This window comes from Bowmanella yangjiangensis, assembly GCF_018531185.1.
Classification (GTDB): Bacteria; Pseudomonadota; Gammaproteobacteria; order Enterobacterales; family Alteromonadaceae; genus Bowmanella; species Bowmanella yangjiangensis.
The window spans coordinates 169,659-192,721 of the sequence record NZ_JAHDJU010000001.1 but is presented as its reverse complement, the minus strand read 5'-3'; the positions used below and the strand labels follow the sequence as shown (position 1 = coordinate 192,721).

Annotated in this window: 20 protein-coding genes; 8 read left to right on the top strand and 12 right to left on the bottom strand. The window is 49.2% G+C overall.

Annotated features, from left to right (window positions below; all coding sequences use genetic code 11):
• Nucleotides 1–84: 84 nt before the first annotated feature.
• The 6 genes from lpdA to ampD all read right to left on the bottom strand — a co-directional run bounded on the left by lpdA (nucleotide 85) and on the right by ampD (nucleotide 8,800).
• Nucleotides 85–1,506, bottom strand: a complete 1,422-nt coding sequence (lpdA, locus tag KJY73_RS00930) for a dihydrolipoyl dehydrogenase (protein ID WP_214339361.1) — start codon at nucleotides 1,504–1,506, stop codon at nucleotides 85–87.
• Nucleotides 1,507–1,647: 141 nt separating this feature from the next.
• The gene (gene aceF / locus KJY73_RS00925) at nucleotides 1,648–3,624 is read right to left on the bottom strand and encodes a pyruvate dehydrogenase complex dihydrolipoyllysine-residue acetyltransferase (protein WP_214339359.1); all 1,977 of its coding nucleotides are present in this window, start codon (nucleotides 3,622–3,624) and stop codon (nucleotides 1,648–1,650) included.
• A gap of 14 nt (nucleotides 3,625–3,638) precedes the next feature.
• Nucleotides 3,639–6,311: a pyruvate dehydrogenase (acetyl-transferring), homodimeric type gene (aceE, locus tag KJY73_RS00920; protein WP_214339351.1), complete on the bottom strand. Its 2,673-nt coding sequence runs from the start codon at nucleotides 6,309–6,311 to the stop codon at nucleotides 3,639–3,641.
• An 81-nt stretch (nucleotides 6,312–6,392) separates the two neighbouring features.
• Entirely contained in the window at nucleotides 6,393–7,154 is a 762-nt protein-coding gene (pdhR, locus tag KJY73_RS00915) for a pyruvate dehydrogenase complex transcriptional repressor PdhR (protein ID WP_214339349.1), read from the bottom strand.
• Between the two features lie 273 nt (nucleotides 7,155–7,427).
• Nucleotides 7,428–8,252: a beta-lactamase regulator AmpE gene (gene ampE / locus KJY73_RS00910; protein ID WP_214339347.1), complete on the bottom strand. Its 825-nt coding sequence runs from the start codon at nucleotides 8,250–8,252 to the stop codon at nucleotides 7,428–7,430.
• Nucleotides 8,249–8,800, bottom strand: coding sequence for a 1,6-anhydro-N-acetylmuramyl-L-alanine amidase AmpD (gene ampD / locus KJY73_RS00905; RefSeq protein ID WP_214339345.1), 552 nt, complete (start codon nucleotides 8,798–8,800; stop codon nucleotides 8,249–8,251). Before ampD ends, ampE begins: the two co-directional genes overlap by 4 nt.
• 68 nt (nucleotides 8,801–8,868) lie before the next feature.
• Here ampD and KJY73_RS00900 point away from each other — a divergent pair, with 68 nt between their 5' ends.
• From KJY73_RS00900 to yacG, 8 genes are all read left to right on the top strand, one after another.
• Complete coding sequence (locus KJY73_RS00900; protein WP_232848360.1) at nucleotides 8,869–9,360, top strand: retropepsin-like aspartic protease family protein; 492 nt, start codon at nucleotides 8,869–8,871, stop codon at nucleotides 9,358–9,360.
• A 12-nt stretch (nucleotides 9,361–9,372) separates the two neighbouring features.
• Complete coding sequence (gene nadC, locus KJY73_RS00895) at nucleotides 9,373–10,230, top strand: carboxylating nicotinate-nucleotide diphosphorylase (RefSeq protein ID WP_214339343.1); 858 nt, start codon at nucleotides 9,373–9,375, stop codon at nucleotides 10,228–10,230.
• A gap of 184 nt (nucleotides 10,231–10,414) precedes the next feature.
• Nucleotides 10,415–10,843, top strand: coding sequence for a pilin (locus tag KJY73_RS00890; RefSeq protein ID WP_214339341.1), 429 nt, complete (start codon nucleotides 10,415–10,417; stop codon nucleotides 10,841–10,843).
• Between the two features lie 74 nt (nucleotides 10,844–10,917).
• Nucleotides 10,918–12,132 carry a type II secretion system F family protein gene (locus KJY73_RS00885; protein ID WP_214339339.1) on the top strand — a complete coding sequence of 405 codons (1,215 nt, stop codon included), beginning with the start codon at nucleotides 10,918–10,920 and terminating at the stop codon, nucleotides 12,130–12,132.
• Between the two features lie 131 nt (nucleotides 12,133–12,263).
• Nucleotides 12,264–13,136, top strand: a complete 873-nt coding sequence (locus KJY73_RS00880; RefSeq protein ID WP_214339337.1) for a prepilin peptidase — start codon at nucleotides 12,264–12,266, stop codon at nucleotides 13,134–13,136.
• Nucleotides 13,133–13,753 carry a dephospho-CoA kinase gene (gene coaE / locus KJY73_RS00875; protein WP_214339335.1) on the top strand — a complete coding sequence of 207 codons (621 nt, stop codon included), beginning with the start codon at nucleotides 13,133–13,135 and terminating at the stop codon, nucleotides 13,751–13,753. Before KJY73_RS00880 ends, coaE begins: the two co-directional genes overlap by 4 nt.
• Nucleotides 13,754–13,855: 102 nt before the next feature.
• Complete coding sequence (gene zapD, locus KJY73_RS00870) at nucleotides 13,856–14,608, top strand: cell division protein ZapD (protein WP_214339326.1); 753 nt, start codon at nucleotides 13,856–13,858, stop codon at nucleotides 14,606–14,608.
• Between the two features lie 148 nt (nucleotides 14,609–14,756).
• Complete coding sequence (gene yacG, locus KJY73_RS00865) at nucleotides 14,757–14,984, top strand: DNA gyrase inhibitor YacG (protein WP_206592087.1); 228 nt, start codon at nucleotides 14,757–14,759, stop codon at nucleotides 14,982–14,984.
• Here the strand turns inward: yacG and mutT are convergent, their stop codons facing one another.
• The 6 genes from mutT to ftsA form a co-directional block, all read right to left on the bottom strand.
• Entirely contained in the window at nucleotides 14,985–15,386 is a 402-nt protein-coding gene (mutT, locus tag KJY73_RS00860) for an 8-oxo-dGTP diphosphatase MutT (protein WP_214339324.1), read from the bottom strand.
• A gap of 74 nt (nucleotides 15,387–15,460) precedes the next feature.
• Complete coding sequence (gene secA, locus KJY73_RS00855) at nucleotides 15,461–18,154, bottom strand: preprotein translocase subunit SecA (RefSeq protein WP_214339322.1); 2,694 nt, start codon at nucleotides 18,152–18,154, stop codon at nucleotides 15,461–15,463.
• Between the two features lie 142 nt (nucleotides 18,155–18,296).
• Entirely contained in the window at nucleotides 18,297–19,211 is a 915-nt protein-coding gene (locus tag KJY73_RS00850) for a M23 family metallopeptidase (protein ID WP_214339320.1), read from the bottom strand.
• 233 nt (nucleotides 19,212–19,444) lie between these two features.
• The gene (gene lpxC, locus KJY73_RS00845; protein ID WP_206592083.1) at nucleotides 19,445–20,359 is read right to left on the bottom strand and encodes a UDP-3-O-acyl-N-acetylglucosamine deacetylase; all 915 of its coding nucleotides are present in this window, start codon (nucleotides 20,357–20,359) and stop codon (nucleotides 19,445–19,447) included.
• Nucleotides 20,360–20,513: 154 nt separating this feature from the next.
• Complete coding sequence (gene ftsZ / locus KJY73_RS00840; protein WP_214339318.1) at nucleotides 20,514–21,695, bottom strand: cell division protein FtsZ; 1,182 nt, start codon at nucleotides 21,693–21,695, stop codon at nucleotides 20,514–20,516.
• 80 nt (nucleotides 21,696–21,775) lie between these two features.
• Nucleotides 21,776–23,011 (bottom strand): cell division protein FtsA, encoded by a 1,236-nt coding sequence (gene ftsA, locus KJY73_RS00835; protein WP_232848359.1) that lies wholly within the window; start codon nucleotides 23,009–23,011, stop codon nucleotides 21,776–21,778.
• Between the last annotated feature and the right edge of the window lie 52 nt (nucleotides 23,012–23,063).

The window sequence follows — 23,063 nt, the reverse complement described above, 5'->3', positions numbered from 1 at the left end:
TTACCTGGATTGAAAGGATTTAAAAGTAAAAGAAAGCAAAAAGGCGCCCTTGGGGCGCCTTTTACAGTAAAGCAATGCTGACGATTACTTCTTCTTCGCCTTTGGATTAGGCAAGTCAGTGATGCTGCCTTCGAAAATTTCAGAAGCCAGACCAATAGACTCGTTCAGCGTTGGGTGAGCATGAATAGTCAATGCGACATCTTCGGCATCTGCGCCCATTTCGATGGCCAGACCGATTTCACCCAGCATTTCACCGGCGTTGATACCCACAATGGCACCACCTACTACGCGACCGCTGTCTTTTTCGAAGATCATTTTGGTCATACCTTCGGTACGGCCAGAAGCGATAGCGCGGCCAGAAGCAGCCCATGGGAAGGTCGCAGTTTCAACGTTGATGCCCTTCTCTTTAGCTTCTTTCTCGGTCAAACCTACCCATGCAATTTCTGGATCGGTATAAGCCACAGAAGGAATGCAACGCGGATCGAAGTAGTGTTTCTTACCAGCGATCACTTCAGCAGCCACATGACCTTCATGTACGGCTTTGTGCGCCAGCATAGGCTGACCAACCAAATCACCAATGGCATAAATGTGGTTAACGTTGGTCTTCATCTGTTTGTCTACGCTGATAAAGCCACGTTCGTCTACTTTCACGCCAGCTTTGTCGGCATCTACTAAACCACCGTTAGGACGACGGCCAACCGCCACTAGCACTTTGTCGTAACGCACGGCTTCGGCAGGGGCTTGCTTGCCTTCGAAACTCACGTACAAACCATCGTCTTTGGCTTCAACACCTGTCACTTTGGTTTCCAGCATGACGTTGAACTTGTCTTTCACGTACTTCTGGTAAACCTTGATGATGTCTTTATCCGCTGCAGGTACCAATTGGTCAAGGAACTCAACCACATCTATCTGCGAACCTAGTGCTCTGTAAACAGTGCCCATTTCCAGACCTATGATACCGCCGCCCAGTACCAGCATTTTGCCTGGAATGTCTTTCATTTCCAGTGCGCCGGTAGAGTCAATAACGCGAGGATCGTCTTTAGGAATGAACGGCAGAGATACTGGCTCAGAACCCGCAGCGATAATGGCGTTGTCAAATTGGATGGTGGTTTTGCCATCTTTACCTTCAACCACTAAAGTGTTGCTGCCGGTGAATTTGCCATAACCCTGAACGTGTTGAACTTTACGCATTTTGGACATGCCGGCCAGACCTTTGGTCAACTGACTGACTACGCTGTCTTTCCACCCGCGTACTTTGTCCAGATCGATTTGAGGCTCACCGAAACTCACACCATGGGCAGCCATATCACGCGCATCGTCAATCACTTTGGCAACGTGCAATAGTGCTTTAGAAGGAATACAGCCCACGTTAAGACATACGCCGCCCAGGGTTTCACGGGCGTCGACGATAACAGTTTCAATGCCTAAGTCAGCCGCGCGGAAAGCGGCGGAGTAACCACCCGGTCCTGCACCAAGCACAACCAGTTGCGTTTTAATCTCGCTCATTAGTGACCTCAATCGTTCAGGGGTAAAAGTTGTTCTATCCTTTGCAGACCGGCGAATGATACCTACGCAGGCCCTGCTTGGCAAAACCTGCGGTGTCAAACTTTAGTGCAACACCGCAGGTAGCATGGTCGGGTAACCCGACTACAGCAACATCTGACGGATATCGCCCATTACACTGCTTAAATGCACGGCAAAACGTGCCGCCAACGCGCCGTCAATTACGCGGTGATCATAAGACAGTGATAACGGCAGCATCAGCCTGGGTTCAAATTCCTTACCGTTCCACTTGGGCTTAATGTCGCTCTTGGACACGCCAAGAATTGCTACATCTGGTGCGTTGACGATAGGCGTAAAGGCCGTACCACCAATGCCACCCAAGCTGGAAATAGTAAAGCAGCTACCCTGCATGTCGGCCGCTTTAAGCTTACCGTCACGGGCTTTGATGCTGATTTCCATCAGTTCTTGCGAGAGCTCATAAATGCCCTTCTTATTGACATCACGTACCACAGGCACTACCAGCCCGTTGGGCGTATCAACGGCAATACCGATATGGATGTACTTTTTCATAATCAGGCTTTCACCTGATTCAGACAGTGAACTATTAAATACCGGGTAGGCTTTCAGTGCATCTGCCACGGCCTTCATGATAAACACCAAAGGCGTAATCTTGAAACCCAGCTTTTTCTTATCAGCCAGCAGGTTTTGTTCCTTACGGAAGGCTTCCAGCTCAGTGATATCCGCTTCTTCGAACTGCGTCACATGCGGAATGGTTACCCAGTTACGATGTAGATTCGGGCCAGATAGCTTCTGAATGCGCGTCAGTGCCACCTCTTCCACTTCACCAAACTTGCTGAAGTCGACCTTGGGCTGGGCAATGACTTGCAAGCCACCACTGCCTGCGGCCACCGCAGAGCCGACACTGGCTTTGGGGCGCGACAGCTCGTACTTCACGTAAGATTGCACGTCTTCTTTAAGGATACGGCTCTTAGGGCCAGTGCCGCTAACCAACGACAGGTCAACACCGAACTCGCGGGCTAAACGACGCACAGCCGGAGAAGCATGCACCTTGCCGGATGATTTAATTTCACCGGCACTGGGGTGATGCGGTACAGGCGGTGGACGCGAAGCGCTGGCTGGCGCTGCGCTGGGCGCAGGGGCCGCTGCGGCTTCCTGTTTAGCTGGCGCTGGCTGTGCAGGCGCAGAACCCGCAGTTTCAATCAGGGCAATCAAGCTACCTTGGCTAACCTTATCACCCGTTTTGATCTTCAGCTCTTTGATGACACCAGCAAAAGGCGCAGGCACATCCATAGTCGCCTTGTCGGTTTCGAGGGTAATCAGGCCAGCTTCGGCTTCAACCTTATCACCTACGGCAACCAGTACCTCAATAACATCCACGTCGGAGGCATCACCGATATCCGGTACTACCACTTCCTTCACTTCGGGCTGCCCCGCAGGCGCGGCGGCAGGCATAGCCTCAGCGGAAGTTGCAGGAGCAGAAACAGCCGGGGCCGCCTCAGCATTGCTGCTTACACCCACTTCCAGCAGCAGAATCAACGAGCCCTCGGAGACTTTGTCACCGGTTTTAATTTTCAGCTCTTTCACCTTACCGGCTTTAGGCGCAGGCACATCCATGGTGGCTTTATCGGTTTCCAGCGTAATCAAACCGGTTTCGGCTTCAACCTTGTCACCCACAGCAACCAGCACTTCAATGACATCCACATCGGCGGCATCGCCAATATCCGGTACTGTCACTTCAATAATCTGGCTGGCGCCGCTTGCAGGAGCTGTCGCGGGAGTGTCAGCTTGAGGTGCAGGCGCACTGGCGGCCGGTGCAGTAGGAGCCTCCTGGGCAACAGGCGCTTCAACCGCAGCAGCGGCTTCGGCAGCTTCCACTTTCAGGATGAGCTTATCCTGACCGACTTTATCGCCTACCTTCACCAGGATCTCTTTTACCGTACCAGCAAAAGGCGCGGGAATATCCATACTGGCCTTGTCACTTTCAACCGTAATCAGCGACTGTTCGGCTTCGATCTGGTCGCCAACGGCGACACAGATCTCAATGACTTCGACTTCATCCCCACCGACGTCGGGAACCAGGACATCTTTCAAATTAGACATGCTCTTCCTCCCTATCAGGCGTACAGCGGGTTAATTTTCTCGGCGTCAATACCGAACTTGGCAATAGCCTCGCTCACTACCTTACGCTCAAGCTTACCGGCTTTAGCCAGTTCATGCAGACTCGCCACCACGATATAGGCAGCGTCCACTTCAAAGTGGCGACGCAGATTGGCGCGGCTGTCTGAACGACCGAAACCATCTGTACCCAACACCTTGAACTGGCCTGGAACGAACGCGCGAACCTGATCAGCATAAGACTTCATATAGTCGGTTGCGGCAATAGTCGGGCCGTCCACACCCGCATTCAGCACCTGGGTGATGTATGCGACTTTCTCTTCAGCTTGCGGGTGCAGCATGTTGAAACGCTCGCAATCCAGACCATCACGTGCCAACTCGTTGAATGACGGCACACTGTAAACGTCTGAACTGATGGCATATTCTTCTTTGAGAATACGGGCCGCTTCGCGCACTTGCAGCAAAATGGTACCAGAGCCTAGCAGTTTGACGCTGTGCTTAGCCTTCTCTGCCTGCACGGATTCAAGCTTGTAGATACCCTTAATAATGCCCTCTTCCACACCCTGCGGCATAGCCGGTTGCACATAGTTCTCGTTCATTACGGTCAGGTAATAGAAGACGTTTTCCTGCTCTTCGAACATGCGACGCATACCGTCTTGCACGATAACAGCCACTTCATAACCGTAAGTTGGGTCATAGGTAATACAGTTAGGAATACAGCCTGCCTGGATATGGCTGTGGCCATCCTGGTGCTGCAAGCCTTCACCATTTAGCGTGGTACGACCGGCAGTACCGCCGACCAGGAAACCGCGACACTGGCTGTCACCTGCGGCCCATGCCAGGTCACCCACACGTTGGAAACCAAACATGGAGTAGTAGATATACACTGGAATCATGGGCAAATCGTTGTTGGCGTAGGACGTACCCGCCGCCAACCAGGATGCCATGGCACCCAGCTCATTGATCCCTTCTTGCAATACCTGGCCCTTCTTATCTTCACGATAATAGGCGACCTGATCGGCATCCTGAGGCTCGTATTTCTGCCCCTGGCTGGAGTAAATACCTACCTGACGGAACAAGCCTTCCATACCGAAAGTACGAGCTTCATCCGGAATAATAGGCACTACGCGCTGGCCAACCTGCTTGTCTTTGAGCATAGCGGTCAGTACCCGCACGAAGGCCATAGTGGTAGAGATTTCGCGATCACCGGAGCCTTTAATGATGGCATCAAAAGCACTTAAGGCTGGCGCCGGCAGATTCTCTGCACTCAGCGGTTTGCGCACTGGCATAAAGCCATTTAGCGCTTCACGACGCTCACGCAGATACTTCATTTCAGCACTGTCATCAGCGAAACGGAAGTACGGTAGGTCGGTCAGCTTATCATCGGAAACTGGGATATTGAAACGGTCACGGAAGTGCTTAATCGCATCCATATCCATTTTCTTAACCTGGTGAGCAATATTCTTACCTTCACCAGCAGACCCCATACCATAACCTTTAACGGTTTTAGCCAGGATTACCTGTGGACGGCCTTTGGTTTCAGTGGCGCGCTTATAGGCAGCATAAACTTTTACCGGATCATGACCACCACGGTTCAAACGCCAGATATCTTCATCTGACATATTGGCAACCATTTCCTTCAGCTCAGGATACTTACCAAAGAACTTCTCGCGGGTATACGCGCCGCCTTTGGCTTTATAGTTCTGGTATTCACCGTCAACGGTTTCGTTCATCAGGTCAATCAGTTTACCTGTAGTGTCACGGGCAAACAGCGGATCCCAATAGCGCCCCCACAAAACCTTGAACACTTCCCAACCTGCGCCACGGAAAGTACCTTCCAGCTCTTGAACAATCTTGCCGTTGCCACGTACCGGACCATCCAAACGCTGCAGGTTACAGTTGATAACAAAGGTCAGGTTATCCAGGCCTTCGCGGGCAGCAAGGCCGATAGCACCCAAGCTTTCTGGCTCATCACATTCGCCGTCGCCCATAAAGCACCATACGCGCTGGTTGGAACAATCTTTCAGGCCGCGATCGGTCAGATACTTAAGGAAGCGAGCAGTATAAATCGCCTGCATTGGTCCCAGACCCATAGATACGGTAGGGAACTGCCAGAAGTCAGGCATTAATTTAGGGTGAGGATAAGAAGACAAGCCCTGACCATCGGCTTCCTGACGGAACAGATCCAGTTTTTCTTCGCTCAGGCGACCTTCAACAAAGGCGCGGGAATAGATACCAGGTGACACGTGACCCTGAATATACAGGAAGTCACCGCCGTCCCTATCACTTGGAGCGCGGAAAAAGTGGTTGAAGCCCACATCGTATAACATGGCTGAAGACGCGAAACTGGAGATATGTCCGCCCAGCTCAAGATCTTTCTTAGACGCCCGCACCACCATCATCAATGCATTCCAGCGAATGGCACTGCGGATCCTGGCTTCGATAGTCTGATCGCCCGGCATGGTTGGCTCCTGGCCTGCCGGAATCGTATTCACGTATGCGGTTGTCGCCGTATAGGGCAAATACGCACCGTTACGACGGGCTTTTTCAATCAGAGATTCAAGCAGGAAATGGGCTCGCTCAGTACCTTCGTTTTCCAGTACCGCCTCGAGTGCCTCAAGCCATTCTTGTGTTTCCTGGGGATCCACGTCTGGCTTAATCAGTTCTGCCATAGCGCTTTCCTTTCATTGATGAATGGGGCTAGTGGATAAAGATAGTGCAAAACACCGCTTTATCCGCCGACATTCTGTTGTTTATTCTGGCATTTCTATGCGACGCAGGGTGCGTTGCATATTGGTATTCTGCCGGTTGATATCGAGCAGGGTCTCTTCAATAAAGGCCAAATGCTCGTTGCTGGCCAGCCTGGCCTGTTCAGGATCACTGGCCACAATCGCATCCAGTATTCTTACCCTTTGCCTGTCTATTTGCTCACTTACCTCAGGGTAAGTTGACAGCACTTCCAGGTTTCGCCTGATGTTATCCTTAAGCAAGGGCTGTAAGCCCCGGAATATATGTAGCATTACCATGTTGTGTGAGGCCTGAATCACTTCCAGATAGAAACTCGCCAGACCTTGGGCCTGCGCTTCAAAATCCAGTCTGTCGTGATCCTGAGCTTGCCTGACCCTATCATAAGCTTGCTTTATAGCGGCAATCTGCTCTTCATTACCGCGCAACGCGGCGTAATAGGCCGCCATGCCTTCCAGTGCCAAACGAAACTCCAGTAAATCAAACTGGGATTCAGGCCTGGATGCAATTAGCTCCAGTAAAGGCGCGTTTTCCAGAAGTGCCAACTTAGTCTGTACAAAGGTGCCACCACCTTGCTTACGTACCACTAAGCCTTTTACTTCCAGCTTCTGTATAGCTTCGCGCAACGAGGGCCGGGACACGGCAAAACGCTCGGCTAAATCACGCTCAGACGGCAAACGCTCGCCAGGGGCGAGCTTGCCGTCGAGGATCATGGACTCCAGTTGTTCCATAATCACATCGGATAATTTAGTCGTACGAATTCGTTGCATTACACTCATTCAAAAATGGTAATACCAATTAACCTATAAGCATAGTGCAAAACCACAGGCAGGTAAAACAAAGATTTTAACCCTGTCAGTTTAATACTTTTATTCAATATTAATGCGGTGAAGTAGCAATTTGACTGGCTAAGCAACATTGGTAAGACCAATTTATACTCAAGAAAAAATGCTAATAGTTAACTGATCAGAGCAGTCAATAACTGAGTAAATCACAAGGTTAAAAGGAGCTGGCTGGACGATAGTGACCAGCCAGAAAACGTGCTAGCGTAACACCCCGCCAAGGGTCAAGACGGCCACTACAACCAATAGGAACATCATGTTTCGCTTCACCAGCCTTACCATAGTGCAAGGCGCTTCGGTACAGGTAACATTGTCGTCTTCCACATACTCTGCCGCCTCGGCCACATCCGTCACCAGGCTTCTTGCCGAGCCTCGAAGGTCAAACGCATGTCCCAGCCAAACGGGTAGCGCACGGGAAAAGTGCCCCACCACCAACAAACCCAGGCTGGAAATCCTCGCCGGTATCCAGTCAACGGCATCCATCACCTTCTGCCACTGGGGGTATAACGCGGATTGCTGCCGAGATAAATATCCAAGCGCAGCACGAGTCAGCACATAAAACATCGCACCTGCCCCACCCAATGCAATAAACCAAAGACTGACCGCAATATAGTGGCGATAATTTATCCAAACCAGGCACTGGCCAAAGCTATTGTTGCTGTCACAAGGATAACCGAGTTGCTCAGCATACAAATGGGTAGCTTCTGTATCGCCACGACTGGCAGCCTGCAGGTAGCCACGGTAGCTTTCCCTTAGCAGCGGACAACCAATACACACCATTAAAATGGCTGTGTTAACAATGAACTCAAGCAAAAAGGCATCGAGACTATACAGGAGCAGCCCCACCACTAATGCAGGTAACATCATCGCAATCGCCATACTGGCTAGGTTACTTTGTGCACTTATTAAGTTTTTGTTTTGCAGAAACTGGAGATATTGGTCGACATAAAATTCCGCCTGCCAATATCGGGTTTTGTGTGTAGACCTTTCTAAGGCCAATACCAGTAGCAAACTAATCAATGTCATTTCAGTTCCCTCAATGCCGCTCGGTACCTCTGCCAGTCAAAAGCTGGGCCAGGGTCAGTTTTTCTGCCAGGAGCAATGTCACAATGTCCGACAATTCGCCCCAGACTGATGTCCGGACAGACCGACATAATAGCCTGAGTTAAGGTCACCAGACTATTATATTGGTCAGATTCGTAGGACTGATAATCTGTCCCTTCCATTTCAATACCGATGCTAAAGTCGTTGCAATTCTCCCTGCCCTGGAACACAGATTTCCCGGCATGCCAGGCGCGTTCACCAATAGGCACGTGCTGCACAATGCTACCGTCCCGATAAATAACGAAGTGACTGGATACTTTCAGTTCCCGCAGGCTCTCAAAGTCAGGATGGCATGCGCAATCCAGGGTACCACTAAATAATGCCTCTATATGAGGCTGCCCGAACTGCCCGGCAGGCAACGATATGTTGTGAATCACCAACAAATTGGCCGGAATATTCTGTGGGCGCTCATTACAATGGGGAGAAGGGCAATGACGTGCCTCAAGATACCACCCTTGTGGGTCGAACATAGATGAAATTCCAACGAGGTTTTAGGTACTATAGCGCTCCTGAAATCTGGATAACAGATGGAGAATGCATGGCACGATGGATGTGGATACTGACCTGGGTAAGCGCAATCGGCTTACTCACCCTGTTGTTTGATAAACAGCTGGCACGTCAGTTTAATCCAAACGAAGCCCCCAGCTCAGTTGTTCAAGGCAACCAAACCAGCGTTAAACTCAAACGTAACCGCCAGGGACACTATGTTACTAGTGGCTTGATAAACGGAGAGCCCGTGGTTTTTCTTTTGGATACAGGTGCAACGCAAGTTTCAGTACCTTCGCATCTTGCCCAGGAACTGGGACTTAAAGCAGGCCAACGCTTTTTAGTCAGCACCGCCAATGGGCGTATCGAGGTTGCCTCAACCCAATTGGACAGCGTGCAAATTGGTAATATTGAACTTAGAAATATCAGCGCAAATATCAATCCCGGCATGCAGTCTGACGAGATACTGCTGGGCATGAGTGCACTGAATCAACTTGAATTCAGCCAGTCCGGAGACGTACTGACACTGACTTACAGCTATTAATGAGAACATGACATGTTGAATCTCGAACAAGAAATCACCCGTAACGTGAAGGCTGCACTTAATGAAGACCTGGCTTACCAAGCTCCAGAGCAAGGTGATATCACTGCCAGTCTGATTCCTGCAGAGCAACAGGCTGTAGGCCGGGTAATCTGTCGTGAACCCTGTACAGTGGCAGGCAGGCCTTGGGTAGACGAAGTATTCCGTCAGTTGGGTGACGAGGTGCAACTGACCTGGCATGTTAAAGATGGCGATAAAGTTAATGCCAATACCTGTCTTTTTGAACTGAAAGGTCCCGCCAGAGCCATCCTGACCGGAGAGCGAAGCGCACTAAACTTTCTGCAAACGTTATCTGCCACCGCTACTCAGGTAACCCAGTACGCCGAGGTTTTAAAGCATACCCAAACTCGAATTCTTGATACCAGAAAAACGCTACCGGGTTTACGAGCAGCACAAAAGTATGCGGTTACTTGTGGTGACGGCAAAAACCATCGCATCGGTTTATTCGATGCTTTCCTTATTAAAGAAAATCATATTCTGGCTTGCGGCTCTATCAAAAAGGCCGTCGACGCAGCTCGCCAGCAACACCCGGATAAGCCCGTGGAGGTGGAAGTTGAAAACCTCGAAGAGCTTCAACAAGCGCTGGATGCAAGGGCAGATATTATTATGCTGGATAACTTCGATCTTGAATCTATACGCAAGTCCGTGCAGATTAACCAAGGACTAGCCAAGCTGGAAGTATCGGGAAACATCACTATTGAGCGTCTTGCCGAATTAGCTGAAACCGGCGTGGATTATATATCCAGCGGGGCTTTGACAAAAAACGTACAGGCTATCGACCTGTCATTGCGGTTAGTCACTGAATCCAAATAAGCAGGATGAGGAAGCAGACAAGTGCGCCAAGTTCCACACTTGAGTATTAATGCCTATACTTGTCCACATATCAAACCTGCCTATACTGGATATCGGAAAACAAGCCAGCTTGCAGATTTCTGTGAATGGCTTACTTGTTTAGTCAGCAACGTAAAGCATTCCGGGAATGCATTGGAGATAAACCATGAAAGTACAGCAAACTAACCAAAAGGGTTTCACCCTGATTGAATTGATGATCGTTGTAGCCATTATCGGTATCCTGGCTGCAATCGCTCTGCCTGCTTATCAAACCTATACACAAAAAGCACGCTTCTCAGAAGTAACATTGGCAACTTCTGGATTTAAGTCAGCTATCGAAGTATGTGCTCAGACCGAAGGCGATCTGACGTTATGTGCACCATCATCTAATGGCGTACCAGCTAACATTACTGCCCCTCAGGGTCTTCTGGCCAGCATGACTTGGGCCCCAGCAAGTGCAACTACTGGTACCTTAACTGCAACAGCTGTTGCAACTGGTGGTCTGAACGGTCAGGTTTATGTCCTTAACGCCTCATTGGCTAACGGACAAGTGATTTGGACTGAGGATTGTACAAACGCTGGCGGCTTGTGCTAATCATTAAAACTGCATAGTTTATTAAAAAAGCCCAGGTTAACTGGGCTTTTTTGTCTAAAAATCGGGTACTAAATATGGCAAAAGAACAGTCCCTAGATGTCTTTGTTTGGCAAGGGAAAAACCGCAAAGGGCAGCAGATCAAAGGTGAGATAAGCGCAAAGTCCATCAATGAAGCTCGAAATCTGCTCCGAAGACAAGGTATTTCGGCTACCAAGGTTAAGAAGTTTGCCAAGCCACTGTTCGGCGGCGGTGACAAGATAAATGCTGCCGATATCTGTGTAGTATCTCGTCAAATTGCTACCATGCTAGCAGCGGGCGTTACCCTGATTCAAACCATAGATATGATTGCCCAGGGCCATGCCAAGGCCAGTATGCGGAAAATGCTAACCGAAGTGGGTAATGAAGTTAAAGCTGGTAACCCGCTATCAAAAGCCTTGCGCAAACATCCCGAGCAATTTGAAGATCTATACTGTGATTTGGTCGAAACCGGTGAACAATCCGGTGCACTGGAAACCATCTACGACCGCATTGCTACGTATAAAGAAAAAGCCGAGGCACTAAAATCAAAAATTAAAAAAGCCATGTTCTACCCTATCGCCGTAGTGGTAGTGGCTTTTATCGTCACCACTATTTTATTGGTCTTTGTAGTTCCGCAGTTTGAAGAGATTTTTTCCAGCTTTGGTGCCGAGCTGCCAGCTTTTACCCAATTTGTTTTAGGCATATCCAGATTTGTTCAGGACTACGGTTTATATATAGCTGGGGCGGTATTTGTTGCAGCAGTACTATTCGGCAGAGCGTACAAAAAATCCAAAGATTTGCGCGACTCGTTGGATAAAAAGATCCTAAAAATTCCAGTTATTGGCGAAATTCTAAAAAAAGCCTCCATCGCCCGTTTTACCCGCACGCTATCGACCACCTTTGCTGCCGGCGTTCCATTAATTGGCGCTTTGGAATCTGCAGCAGGCGCTTCAGGTAATGCAGTATTCCGTGATGCCATTTTGTATATCCGTAAAGAGGTCGCTGGCGGTATGCCGATGCATACATCAATGCGTGCCACTAACGTATTCCCAGATATGGTCACACAGATGATTGCCATTGGTGAAGAATCCGGTGCCGTAGACGAGATGCTCGGCAAAATCGCTACTATCTATGAGCGGGAAGTCGACGATATGGTGGACGGCCTAACCAGCCTGCTGGAGCCGATGATTATGGCAGTACTAGGTGTGGTTATCGGTGGTCTGATCGTGGCAATGTACCTGCCAATCTTCCAGATGGGTAACGTGGTTTAACACCTTGCCTTAGCAAAGAAAAGTCTGTTGACTTCACATCATTAAGACAACAGACTTTTCTGGCTGTCGGAAATAAGGGGTTTTCCCAGTTTTCTGACAACGGATAATTAGCCAATAATTATAAGAGTCCCATGCCTGATATTGTTCTTTTACTGCAAAGTTCCCCAACTTTTTTGACTATCTTCGTGCTGCTAATCGGTTTGATGGTGGGTAGTTTTCTGAATGTTGTTATTCATCGTCTGCCCATTATGATGGAGCGAGGATGGAAACAAGAATATCAAAGCTACTTTCATCCAGAGCAAGCGGAGGCGCTTGCGCCATATAATTTAGTCAAACCTGACTCGCAATGCCCCAAATGCGGGCATAAGATTCGCGCTTGGGAAAACATTCCCCTTATCAGTTGGCTTGCACTTGGGGGTAAATGTAGCCAATGTAAAACGCCAATTTCAGCGCGTTACCCTTTGGTCGAACTATTAACCGGATTGCTATCTGGCTGGATGGCCTGGCATCTTGGATTTGGCTGGCCACTTTTGGCAGCGTTAGTGTTCACTTGGCTATTGGTCGCCATGACCTTCATTGACCTGGATAAAATGCTGTTGCCAGACCAGTTAACCCTGGCACTGCTTTGGGTTGGACTACTGGCCAGTACCCAGTCGCTATTCGTATCCCCCGCCGACGCTATTATTGGCGCTATTGCCGGTTACCTGAGTTTATGGTCAGTGTATTGGGGTTTCAAACTGCTGACCGGCAAAGAAGGTATGGGTTATGGGGACTTCAAACTGCTGGCAGCCCTAGGAGCCTGGCTTGGCTGGCAATATCTCCCTATGGTTATACTCGCTTCTTCTTTGGTGGGTGCCATTATCGGCGTGCTGATGCTGAGCATTCAAGGGAAAGACAAAGGCCAGGCGATACCTTTTGGCCCCTACCTCGCCATCGCTGGCTGGCTAACCTTTTTATACGGTGAGCCGGTAGCCGAGTATTATTGGGGCTGGATCTTATCGTGACTGCTCATCGTCCTTTGGTCATCGGACTGACAGGCGGTATTGGCAGCGGTAAGACTAAAGTGTCTGATATGTTTGCCAGCTTAGGTATAGATATTATTGACGCGGATGTACTAGCTCGTGAAGTGGTCGAGCCAGGCACCCCAGCACTTAAAGAGATCACCGAGCATTTTGGTGCCTCCATACTACAAAACGATGGTCAACTTGACCGCCGGGCCCTGCGGGAGCGCATATTTGCCAACCCGCAAGAAAAGTCCTGGCTGAATAACTTACTGCATCCATTAATTCGCCAGTTAATGCAGACTCGTAGCCGTCAAGCCCAAAGCCCTTACTGCATTCTGGCCATTCCTTTGCTGGTTGAAAACCAATTGCACAAGCTTGTGGACAGAATTCTGGTTGTGGATGTCAAAGAGTCCATACAATGCAGCAGAGTCGTCGCCCGGGATCTGGTTAGCAAAGCGCAAGCGGAAGCCATTCTGGCTTCCCAGGCGAGCCGCCAACAACGTTTGGATGCTGCCGATGACGTTATCGACAATAGTGGCCCGATAGAGGCATTAATCCCACAGGTAAATAAGCTACATCAGCGGTACCTGACTCTGGCCAATAGTCTAAAAGCTTGAAATAAATCAGCATTTGCGTTGTAGTGCTAGTATTATGCTCAGCCCATGAATTTCATGGTGAAATTTTGAGGCAAGAGCAAAGCAAAACTACGAGGTAAAGCAATGAACCAGGCCGTGTATGAATTTCCGCTCAATGAAAAGGTGCGCACCTATTTGCGCCTTGAGCAGTTATTCAAACAACTTGGTCAAAGTATTAATGCCAATGAGGATTGGCAATACGTACGCTTTATCGAATCGCTATTCACTTTGCTTGATCTAGCCGAACGTGTCGATGTTCGTACTGACCTAATCAAAGACATCGAGTTGCACGAGCGCAATCTTAATTATTGGGCACAACATCCCAACATCGACCTGGACGCGTTAAAGCAAGCCCAACAAAAAGTCGTAGCCCTTCGCGATGAGTTGAAAAATGCCCGCAAGTTCGGTTCAGCCCTGCGGGATGAAAAATTTCTGATGTCTATTCGCCAGCGCTTCAGCATTCCAGGCGGTACCTGCAGTTTCGATTTACCCAATTTGCATTATTGGTTACGTCAGGATGCCAGCGTTAAACAGCAAACCATCAAAGGTTGGTTTAAAGAGTTTGCTTTAATGCAAAACGCTATTGATATGACACTGGCTTTTCTACGTGAGCGTGGGCGCTTCGAAACCATAGATGCAGAGAAAGGCTTCTATCAGGGTGTCGCTGACGATAAAAATGAAGTTATCCGCGTATACTGCCGTACAGATCAGGGTTACTTCCCCACATTAAGTGGTAATAAGTACCGCTATGCCATCCGCTTTATGATGTTTAATCCGGAAGAAGCTGGCCAGGTCGCCATGGAAACCATGGTGCAATTTAAGCTCGCGTGTTGTTAATCAACACTTAGTTAGCATTCTGATAGCACTACGCAAGATGTCATCCTGAGCGCTGCACATACAAATCTATTCCAATCTATGGAATCTAATGGGAATCTGACTTTGTGCTACAATCCGCTTATTGCCGGATGTTTAGGCCAAACCAGAAATGAAAGTTACCTGCCCAACCTGCCAAACCCAACTAGAATGGGGGCCACAAAGCCCACACCGCCCTTTCTGTTCCAAACGCTGTCAGCTGATTGATTTGGGGGAATGGGCTGAAGAACAAAAAACTATCCCCTGCGGCGCCAGTAAAGACGCCGAAACTCAGTTACCCGATATTGAAGATATCGAAGCCATGCTGGCCCAACAGGAAGATGCGTTTTTTAAGCAATAATCACAGTGAAAAACGCGGCTCACTTAGCAACTTTTCAACGATTGCTTTGTTAGCTTCGGGAAAGCCATAGTCAGGCAGGCTCTGCAACGCTACCCACCTTCCTTGTTGCCCCTCACGTCCGTGAGGTTCACCAATGAAGTCCATGACCAAATGGATATCCAGCTTCACCTGTTTGTCACCATAATCATGCTCAACCAGCATAAATGGCTGGGAGGTATTCACCTGAATATCCACTTCTTCCTGAAGCTCCCTAATCAGAGCCTGAGTAACAGTTTCCCCCGCTTCCACCTTGCCACCAGGGAATTCCCATTTTCCGCCCTGATGTAAGCTTGCGTCCCGCAGAGTGATAAAAACCTGTTGCCGGCGCAGGATCACGCCCACTGCCACATGAACCACTTTCATGCTTGTATTCTCCAAATATAAAGGCCGGGATATCCCGGCCTTGTTAACATTTTCAGATGCTTAAGCTTGCAAGCCTATGACAGCTTGCCGTGGCATTGCTTGTACTTTTTACCTGAACCACAAGGGCAAGGATCATTACGACCAACCTTAGGTCCTTCGCGCTCTTCGACCTGGGTTTGAGACACTGACTCATGCTGCGCTTTCATACGCAGACGCATCGCTTCTTCTTCGCGACGACGCTGTTCTTCCACCGCTTCAACGTCGGATTCAGCACGCACCTGTACTTTACTCAGAACGTTAACCACTTCGGCTTTCAGATTATCCAACATTTGGGCAAACAGCTCGAAAGACTCGCGCTTATATTCCTGTTTAGGGTTCTTTTGCGCATAACCGCGCAAATGAATGCCTTGACGCAGATGATCCATCGCAGCCAAATGCTCTTTCCAGTGACTGTCCAGGCTTTGCAACATAATGGCTTTTTCAAACTGACGCAGTACAGGTGCACCAACCATTTCTTCCTTGGCTTTATAGGCAGCGTTCACATGCTCGTGAATCCTTTCTCGCAAGGTTTCTTCAAACAACTTGTCGTCTTCATCCAGCCAGGTCTGAATCGGCAGATCGATTAGATAATCGGCCTTAATGCGCTCTTCCAGACCGGAAACATCCCACATTTCAGCCAGTGATTGAGGCGGAATGAACTGACTGATGGTTTCTTCCACTACATCATGACGAATAGCTTCAATGGTGCCGCTGATGTCGCCTTCGTCCAGCAGGCTGTTGCGCTGTTCATAGATAACTTTACGCTGGTCATTGGCTACATCATCATACTCAAGCAATTGCTTACGTATGTCGAAGTTACGCTGTTCAACCTTACGCTGCGCGTTCTCAATAGCTTTGGTCACCCATGGGTGCTCGATGGCCTCCCCACGCTCCATACCCAGGCGTTTCATCATATTAGCCATGCGCTCTGAGGCGAAAATACGCATCAGCGAATCTTCCAGCGACAAGTAGAATCGTGATGAGCCTGGGTCGCCCTGACGACCAGCACGACCACGCAACTGGTTGTCGATACGTCGGGATTCGTGACGTTCTGTACCGATAATATGCAAGCCACCGGCAGCTATCACTTTGTCATGATGTTCCTGCCACTCGGCTTTAATTTTTTCAACCGTGCCAGGTTTAGGATCGTTAATCTTATCCAGCTCCGCCTGCCAGTTACCGCCAAGCACGATATCGGTACCCCGACCCGCCATGTTTGTGGCAATAGTTACCGCACCGGGCCGCCCTGCCTGGGCAATAATATCGGCTTCCTGAGCGTGGAACTTGGCATTCAGTACCTTGTGCGGGATCTTGCCCTTTTTCAGTACATTTGACAGCAATTCAGAGTTTTCGATAGACACAGTACCAACCAGAACCGGGCGGCCTTTTTCTACGTTCTCTTTAATGTCAGCAATAATAGCTTCGTACTTTTCTTCCGCTGTCAGGTAAATCAAATCCGCACGGTCATCACGAATCATCGGCTTGTTAGTGGGGATAACCACAGTATCCAAACCGTAGATTTGCTGGAATTCAGCCGCTTCTGTATCAGCGGTACCTGTCATACCCGCCAGCTTGTCATACAAGCGGAAGTAATTCTGGAAAGTAATAGAGGCCAGCGTTTGGTTCTCGTGTTGAATACGCACGCCTTCTTTGGCTTCCACGGCTTGGTGTAGACCTTCAGACCAACGACGACCTTCCATCGTACGGCCCGTGTGCTCATCAACAATGACAATTTCCCCATCCTTGACGATGTAATCTACGTCACGATGGAACAGTTTGTGCGCACGAAGTGCGGCATTGACGTGATGCATCAGGGAAATATTGCCGGCTGCATACAGGGACTCACCCTCGGGTAGCAGCTCATATTTATGCATGATTTCTTCGATCCTTACCTGACCACGTTCGGTAAGGTGGATTTGCTTTGCCTTCTCATCAATAGTGAAGTCGCCGTCGCCTTCCTGGCCTTCTTCATCTTCTTTTTCCTGCAGCTTTAGTTCAGGAATAATGGCATTGATACGCTTATACATCTCTGAACTGTCTTCGGCCTGGCCAGAGATAATCAGCGGGGTACGGGCTTCGTCAATCAGGATAGAGTCAACTTCATCCACTACAGCATAATGTAATGGGCGCTGCACACGGTCTTCCGGGCGGAAAGCCATATTGTCACGCAAATAGTCAAAACCAAACTCGTTATTGGTGCCGTAAGTAATATCAGCGGCGTAAGCGTCACGCTTTTGATCGTGGCTCATGCCGGGCACGTTACAACCAACGGTCAGCCCCAGGAATTCAAATAAGGGGCGGCTCCAGTCCGCATCCCGGCGAGCCAGGTAGTCGTTGACGGTAATAACATGTACGCCTTTGCCTGTTACTGCATTCAGGTAAGAACTCAAGGTACCTGTCAGCGTTTTACCTTCCCCGGTACGCATTTCGGCAATCTGGCCTTCCTGCAGCACCATACCGCCAATCATCTGCACGTCAAAATGACGCATACCAAATACGCGCTTACTGGCTTCCCGGACTACGGCGAATGCCTCAGGCAGAATATCGTTAGTGGTCTCGCCCTTTTCCAGCCGCTCTTTGAACTCACTGGTCTTGTGCTTTAACTGCTCATCGCTGAGGCCTTCATATTCGGCTTCCAACTGGTTAATCTGCTCAACGACCTTGCCCAGTTTCTTCAGCGTGCGTTCGTTTCGGCTACCAAAAATTTTCGTGAGGATACTTGAAAACATGCTTCAACGGCTTCCAATTCTTTTAATCTAATTCCAAACAAAACAATCGGCCTCGGGCTGTATCACCCTCTGCCGATTGCAGCTTATGAGGATCAGGAAAATCCTATAAGAGTAAGTCAGGCCTACTCCGGTATCGTCAGGGTTATCCCTGAGACTTACGATAGACAAAGGGCAATGGGTCTATCTGTCTGCCATGTTGCATCACTTCATAATGCACATGAGCGCCGGTAGAGCGTCCTGTACTGCCCATAATGGCAATAGTTTGCCCTTTGGTCACCACATCACCGACTTTCACTTCCAGGTCTTTGTTATGCCCATAACGAGTTACCAACCCGTTACCATGTTCAATTTCGACCAGATTACCGTAGCCATAGCGTTCACCGGCCCAGGTTACTAACCCGGCCCCTGTTGCCACCACTTCATCACCTTCCTGACCAGCGAAGTCTAATCCTTTATGCATGGCGGGCATTCCGGAGAACGGATCTTTACGTACGCCGTAGTAGGAAGACAACCAACCACTGTTAATCGGTCGACCAGCAAGATAGCTCTGAGCTTCAATATGGTGATTAAGCAAGATAGATTCAAGGGCTTGAAGTTGCTTGGCTTTACCGTCTAGTTGCGCCAGCATTTGATCAATTTGAAACATTACATCACTGGCGGCCTGCACTTGAGTTTCCACCAGGTCCTGAGCAGGGCCACCGACAGCAGGTAGTTCTGAGAAGTTAAATTCTTCGCTGTTAAGGCCCGACTCGTTCGCCAGGCGCTCGCCCAGCGCATTCAGACGATGTAATTGCCCTTGCACTTCGCCCAGCTTCATCAACATACCAGTCAGTTGCTGCTGGGTGGTTTCCTTGAGAAGTTCAACTTCTTCTTTTTGTTTTATTAACCCGGTTTGCGTATACGCAACCCGGGCCTGCGCTTCGGCAGGATCCTGAGTAGAGCGACCAGCAATCAGGGTCAGCCCAAGTGTGACCGCCAAAGCGGCACCCAACTGCCGCTTCGATAGGTTATATCGAAAGCGCACCTTTTTGCTTCTGACTACTAGGGTTAAACTCATCGGATCTCTTACTCACTGCGGCGTCGACCGATTCTAAACCGACTCAAGGTTAAAAAAAAGCTAATAGACGAATTCAGAACCATAACCAGGAATAATCCATCAAACGTCAATTTTTTCGTTTTCAACTTAGTCCTATGCATTGAACAAGCCAGTTAGTCATCTCACTGGTATCAACAGCCAAGGGGCTAAAAACAAAAATGCCGCAGTTGCGGCATTTTTCTATCTACAAATGGCTAGTTCGCCAACAATGGCGCACCGAATCGGATAGGCATTTTTTCTTCCGATTCGTAGCTGACAAATTCCCAGCAATCCTTCATGGCCAACAACTTATTCAATAGTTTGTTGTTCAATCCGTGCCCGGTTTTGTATGCGCAAAGCTCACCAATAATGCTGTGTCCGCCTAAATACAGGTCACCAATAGCATCCAGAATTTTATGCTTGAGGAACTCGTCTTCGTAGCGCAGTCCTTCGTGGTTAAGCACGCGATACTCGTCCAACGCTACGGCATTTTCCATGCTGCCACCCAACGCCAAGTTGTGGGCGTGCATGTACTCGAGATCTTTCATAAAGCCAAAGGTTCTGGCCCGGCTGACTTCGTCAATATAAGACGCCGTATCAAAGTCCATCACCAAATGTTGACGAGTCTGACTGATGACCGGGTGTTCGAAATCAATGCGAAAGTCCACACGAAAACCATCATAAGGGCGAAGTTCTGCCCATTTATCGCCATCTTCGACACGAACCGTTTTGGTTACACGGATGAATTTCTTCGCTGCGCCTTGCTCCTCTATTCCTGCTGATTGCAGCAGGAAAATAAAGGGGCTCGCACTACCATCCATAATTGGCAATTCATTGGCATCGACTTCAACAATAATGTTGTCAATACCAAGACCAGCAAGCGCAGAGGCTAAATGCTCTACGGTAGAAATGCTGGCGCCATCCTGATTGCTAAGACAAGTACAGAGCATCGTATCCCCGACTGCATCAGCACGGGATGGAATGTCCACATAAGGCTCTAGGTCTACGCGACGGAACAGGATCCCCGTGTTCACAGGCGCGGGCCGGAGAGTCATAGTGACCTTATCACCTTTGTGCAGACCAATTCCTGTCACCTGCACTGACTGTTTAAGGGTACGTTGTTTGATCATCTCGCCTTAGCTCAACAATTAACCAAAACTCAAAAGGGCCGGCATTTTAGTGGTTAGACCACCAATTGTCAAAACATCAAGTGTAGGCAAGACCAAGAAATGCAAAGACTTCTTGCCACAAATGACAGTTTTATGACTACCCTTTCTGCTATTGCTAGTCCGCTTGCTTACGCAAAAACGCTGGTATATCTAAATATTCCAGGTCGTTATTAGACTCGGGTTTCTCTTCTACATTGTGCGCTCGCGCAGGTTCACGCATGGTGGTGACTCTCTCACCAGTCCCTTCTGCCGGACTCAATTTAAAATCATTAGGTTCAGGCATATAGCGATTATTTGCACTTTGCTGACGGTTGCTGACCAGCGAAATTTCTGGCTTGCGGTCAGCGCCAATACCCGTAGCAACCACGGTAACGCGCAGTTCGTCAGACATCTCCATGTCGATAACAGTTCCCACTACCACAGTAGCATTTTCTGATGCGAAGGCTTTCACAGCATTACCCACAGTCTCGAACTCATCGATAGCAAAGTCAGGACCTGCAGTAATGTTGACCAAAATACCGCGTGCACCAGACAGATCGATATCTTCCAACAAAGGGCTGGCGATTGCCGCTTCGGCCGCTTCTTCTGCACGATCTTCGCCCGTTGCTGTACCACTACCCATCATGGCTTTACCCATTTCAGACATTACGGTGCGTACGTCCGCAAAGTCGACGTTGATAAGACCTGGGCGGGTAATTAACTCGGCAATCCCCTGAACCGCGCCACGCAGTACATCGTTAGCGGCACTGAATGCTTTTAACAGTGGTGTACCGCGCCCCATGACTTTCAGCAGCTTTTCGTTGGGAATAGTGATCAATGAATCCACATACTTGGACAGCTCCTGGATCCCTTGATCTGCATATTCAATACGCTTACGCCCTTCGAAAGGGAAAGGCTTTGTCACAACAGCTACGGTCAGAATGCCCATTTCTTTGGCAATACGTGCCACCTCAGGTGCAGCGCCGGTACCTGTACCACCACCCATACCTGCAGTGATGAACACCATGTCAGCGCCTTCCAGACTTTGACGGATGGTCTCACCATCTTCCTCGGCAGCCTGACGACCAACCATAGGATTGGCACCCGCCCCCAAGCCTTTGGTAACACCAGAACCAATCTGTAGGGTGACATTGGCTTTGGAACTACGCAGTACCTGAGCGTCAGTATTAACGGCGATGAACTCCACACCTTCAATATTGTGCGAAACCATGTGATCGACGGCGTTACCACCACCACCACCAACACCGATGACTTTGATTACGGCTTCATCGCCGTGGCTATCCATTAACTCAAACATGTTTTCTCTCCGGTTTTTTGTTTAACAACGTGCGGTCCTTGGCGTTAACCGCACCCCGCTAGACATTATTTCTATCTTTCTTAAAACTCGCCCTTGAACCAGCTTTGAATCCTTTGCCAAATACCTTCTGCTGACTTCTGCTTAGCCAGTTGCTTGGCTCGCATATGGTCTTTGGCGTATTGCAACAGCCCTACGACAGTGGCAAAGGTTGAATCCTCAACGTACTCCGACAATCCTTTTACATTTAACGGTCTTCCCACTCTGACCGGCATCTGGAATAACTCTTCGGCAAACTCCACGGCACCTTCCATTTTTGCGGTACCGCCAGTTAACACTATTCCTGCAGCAATCTGCTCTTCCAGCCCACTGGAACGAATCTGATCATGAACCAATTCAAAAAGTTCCTGATATCTGGGCTCTATCACCTCTGCCAGGGTATGTCTGGACATCGCTCTTGAAGGGCGGCCCCCGACACTTGGCACTTCTATGCTTTCTTCCATGCTGACCATGTTTTTCAGAGCACAGGCATAATTAATCTTTATTTCTTCCGCATGACTGATAGGGGTACGGAAAATTTTGGCGATATCACTGGTAATCTGGTTTCCAGCCACCGGGATCACGGCGGTATGGCGAATTGCGCCATCGGTGTAAATAACGATATCGATAGTGCCGCCACCGATATCCACCACGCAGACCCCAAGTTCTTTCTCGTCTTCAGTCACGACGGCATAGCTGGACGCCAATGCGGAAAAAATCAATTGGTCAGAACTCAGCCCGCATCGCTCCACACACTTAACCAGGTTTTTGGCCATGTCATCTGCGCAGGTGATGATATGCGCTTCGGCTTCCATACGAACGCCCGACATGCCCACTGGGTTTTTAATCCCCTCCTGCACATCAATAGTAAATTCCTGCGGCAAGACATGCAGCAGACGGCGTTCAGCGGCAATAGGCACGCTACGCGCAGCGTGGATGACGTTATCCACATCTTCCTGGGTGACTTCTTTATTGTTGATCGGCACCATGCCGCTCTCGTTCTGACATTGCACATGTCTTCCAGAAATCGCCATATATACAGAGGAAACACGGCAATCCGCCATCAGCTCCATTTCATTAATGGCACTTTGCACGGACTGCACAACCAGGTTCAAATCGTTCACGCCACCCTTGTCCATGCCTCTGGCCATATGGGTACCCACACCAACGATACTGATGCCGCCGTCGTCTAGCACTTCGCCAACGACTGCTTTAACAGTACTGGTACCTATATCCAGACCTACAATCAAATTCCGATCTGTTACCTTTGCCACCGGCATGTTCATTCTCACTATGCTGTCCGCTGTTTTATCTGTTTATAAATCTGTCATT

Bases quoted from the DNA above. Each gene is read 5' to 3' on its own strand.
- lpdA (WP_214339361.1), bottom strand. From the start codon at position 1,506: ATGAGCGAGATTAAAACGCAACTGGTTGTGCTTGGTGCAGGACCGGGT.
- aceF (WP_214339359.1), bottom strand. From the start codon at position 3,624: ATGTCTAATTTGAAAGATGTCCTGGTTCCCGACGTCGGTGGGGATGAA.
- aceE (WP_214339351.1), bottom strand. From the start codon at position 6,311: ATGGCAGAACTGATTAAGCCAGACGTGGATCCCCAGGAAACACAAGAA.
- pdhR (WP_214339349.1), bottom strand. From the start codon at position 7,154: ATGCAACGAATTCGTACGACTAAATTATCCGATGTGATTATGGAACAA.
- ampE (WP_214339347.1), bottom strand. From the start codon at position 8,252: ATGACATTGATTAGTTTGCTACTGGTATTGGCCTTAGAAAGGTCTACA.
- ampD (WP_214339345.1), bottom strand. From the start codon at position 8,800: ATGTTCGACCCACAAGGGTGGTATCTTGAGGCACGTCATTGCCCTTCT.
- KJY73_RS00900 (WP_232848360.1), top strand. From the start codon at position 8,869: ATGGCACGATGGATGTGGATACTGACCTGGGTAAGCGCAATCGGCTTA.
- nadC (WP_214339343.1), top strand. From the start codon at position 9,373: ATGTTGAATCTCGAACAAGAAATCACCCGTAACGTGAAGGCTGCACTT.
- KJY73_RS00890 (WP_214339341.1), top strand. From the start codon at position 10,415: ATGAAAGTACAGCAAACTAACCAAAAGGGTTTCACCCTGATTGAATTG.
- KJY73_RS00885 (WP_214339339.1), top strand. From the start codon at position 10,918: ATGGCAAAAGAACAGTCCCTAGATGTCTTTGTTTGGCAAGGGAAAAAC.
- KJY73_RS00880 (WP_214339337.1), top strand. From the start codon at position 12,264: ATGCCTGATATTGTTCTTTTACTGCAAAGTTCCCCAACTTTTTTGACT.
- zapD (WP_214339326.1), top strand. From the start codon at position 13,856: ATGAACCAGGCCGTGTATGAATTTCCGCTCAATGAAAAGGTGCGCACC.
- yacG (WP_206592087.1), top strand. From the start codon at position 14,757: ATGAAAGTTACCTGCCCAACCTGCCAAACCCAACTAGAATGGGGGCCA.
- mutT (WP_214339324.1), bottom strand. From the start codon at position 15,386: ATGAAAGTGGTTCATGTGGCAGTGGGCGTGATCCTGCGCCGGCAACAG.
- secA (WP_214339322.1), bottom strand. From the start codon at position 18,154: ATGTTTTCAAGTATCCTCACGAAAATTTTTGGTAGCCGAAACGAACGC.
- KJY73_RS00850 (WP_214339320.1), bottom strand. From the start codon at position 19,211: ATGAGTTTAACCCTAGTAGTCAGAAGCAAAAAGGTGCGCTTTCGATAT.
- lpxC (WP_206592083.1), bottom strand. From the start codon at position 20,359: ATGATCAAACAACGTACCCTTAAACAGTCAGTGCAGGTGACAGGAATT.
- ftsZ (WP_214339318.1), bottom strand. From the start codon at position 21,695: ATGTTTGAGTTAATGGATAGCCACGGCGATGAAGCCGTAATCAAAGTC.
- ftsA (WP_232848359.1), bottom strand. From the start codon at position 23,011: ATGCCGGTGGCAAAGGTAACAGATCGGAATTTGATTGTAGGTCTGGAT.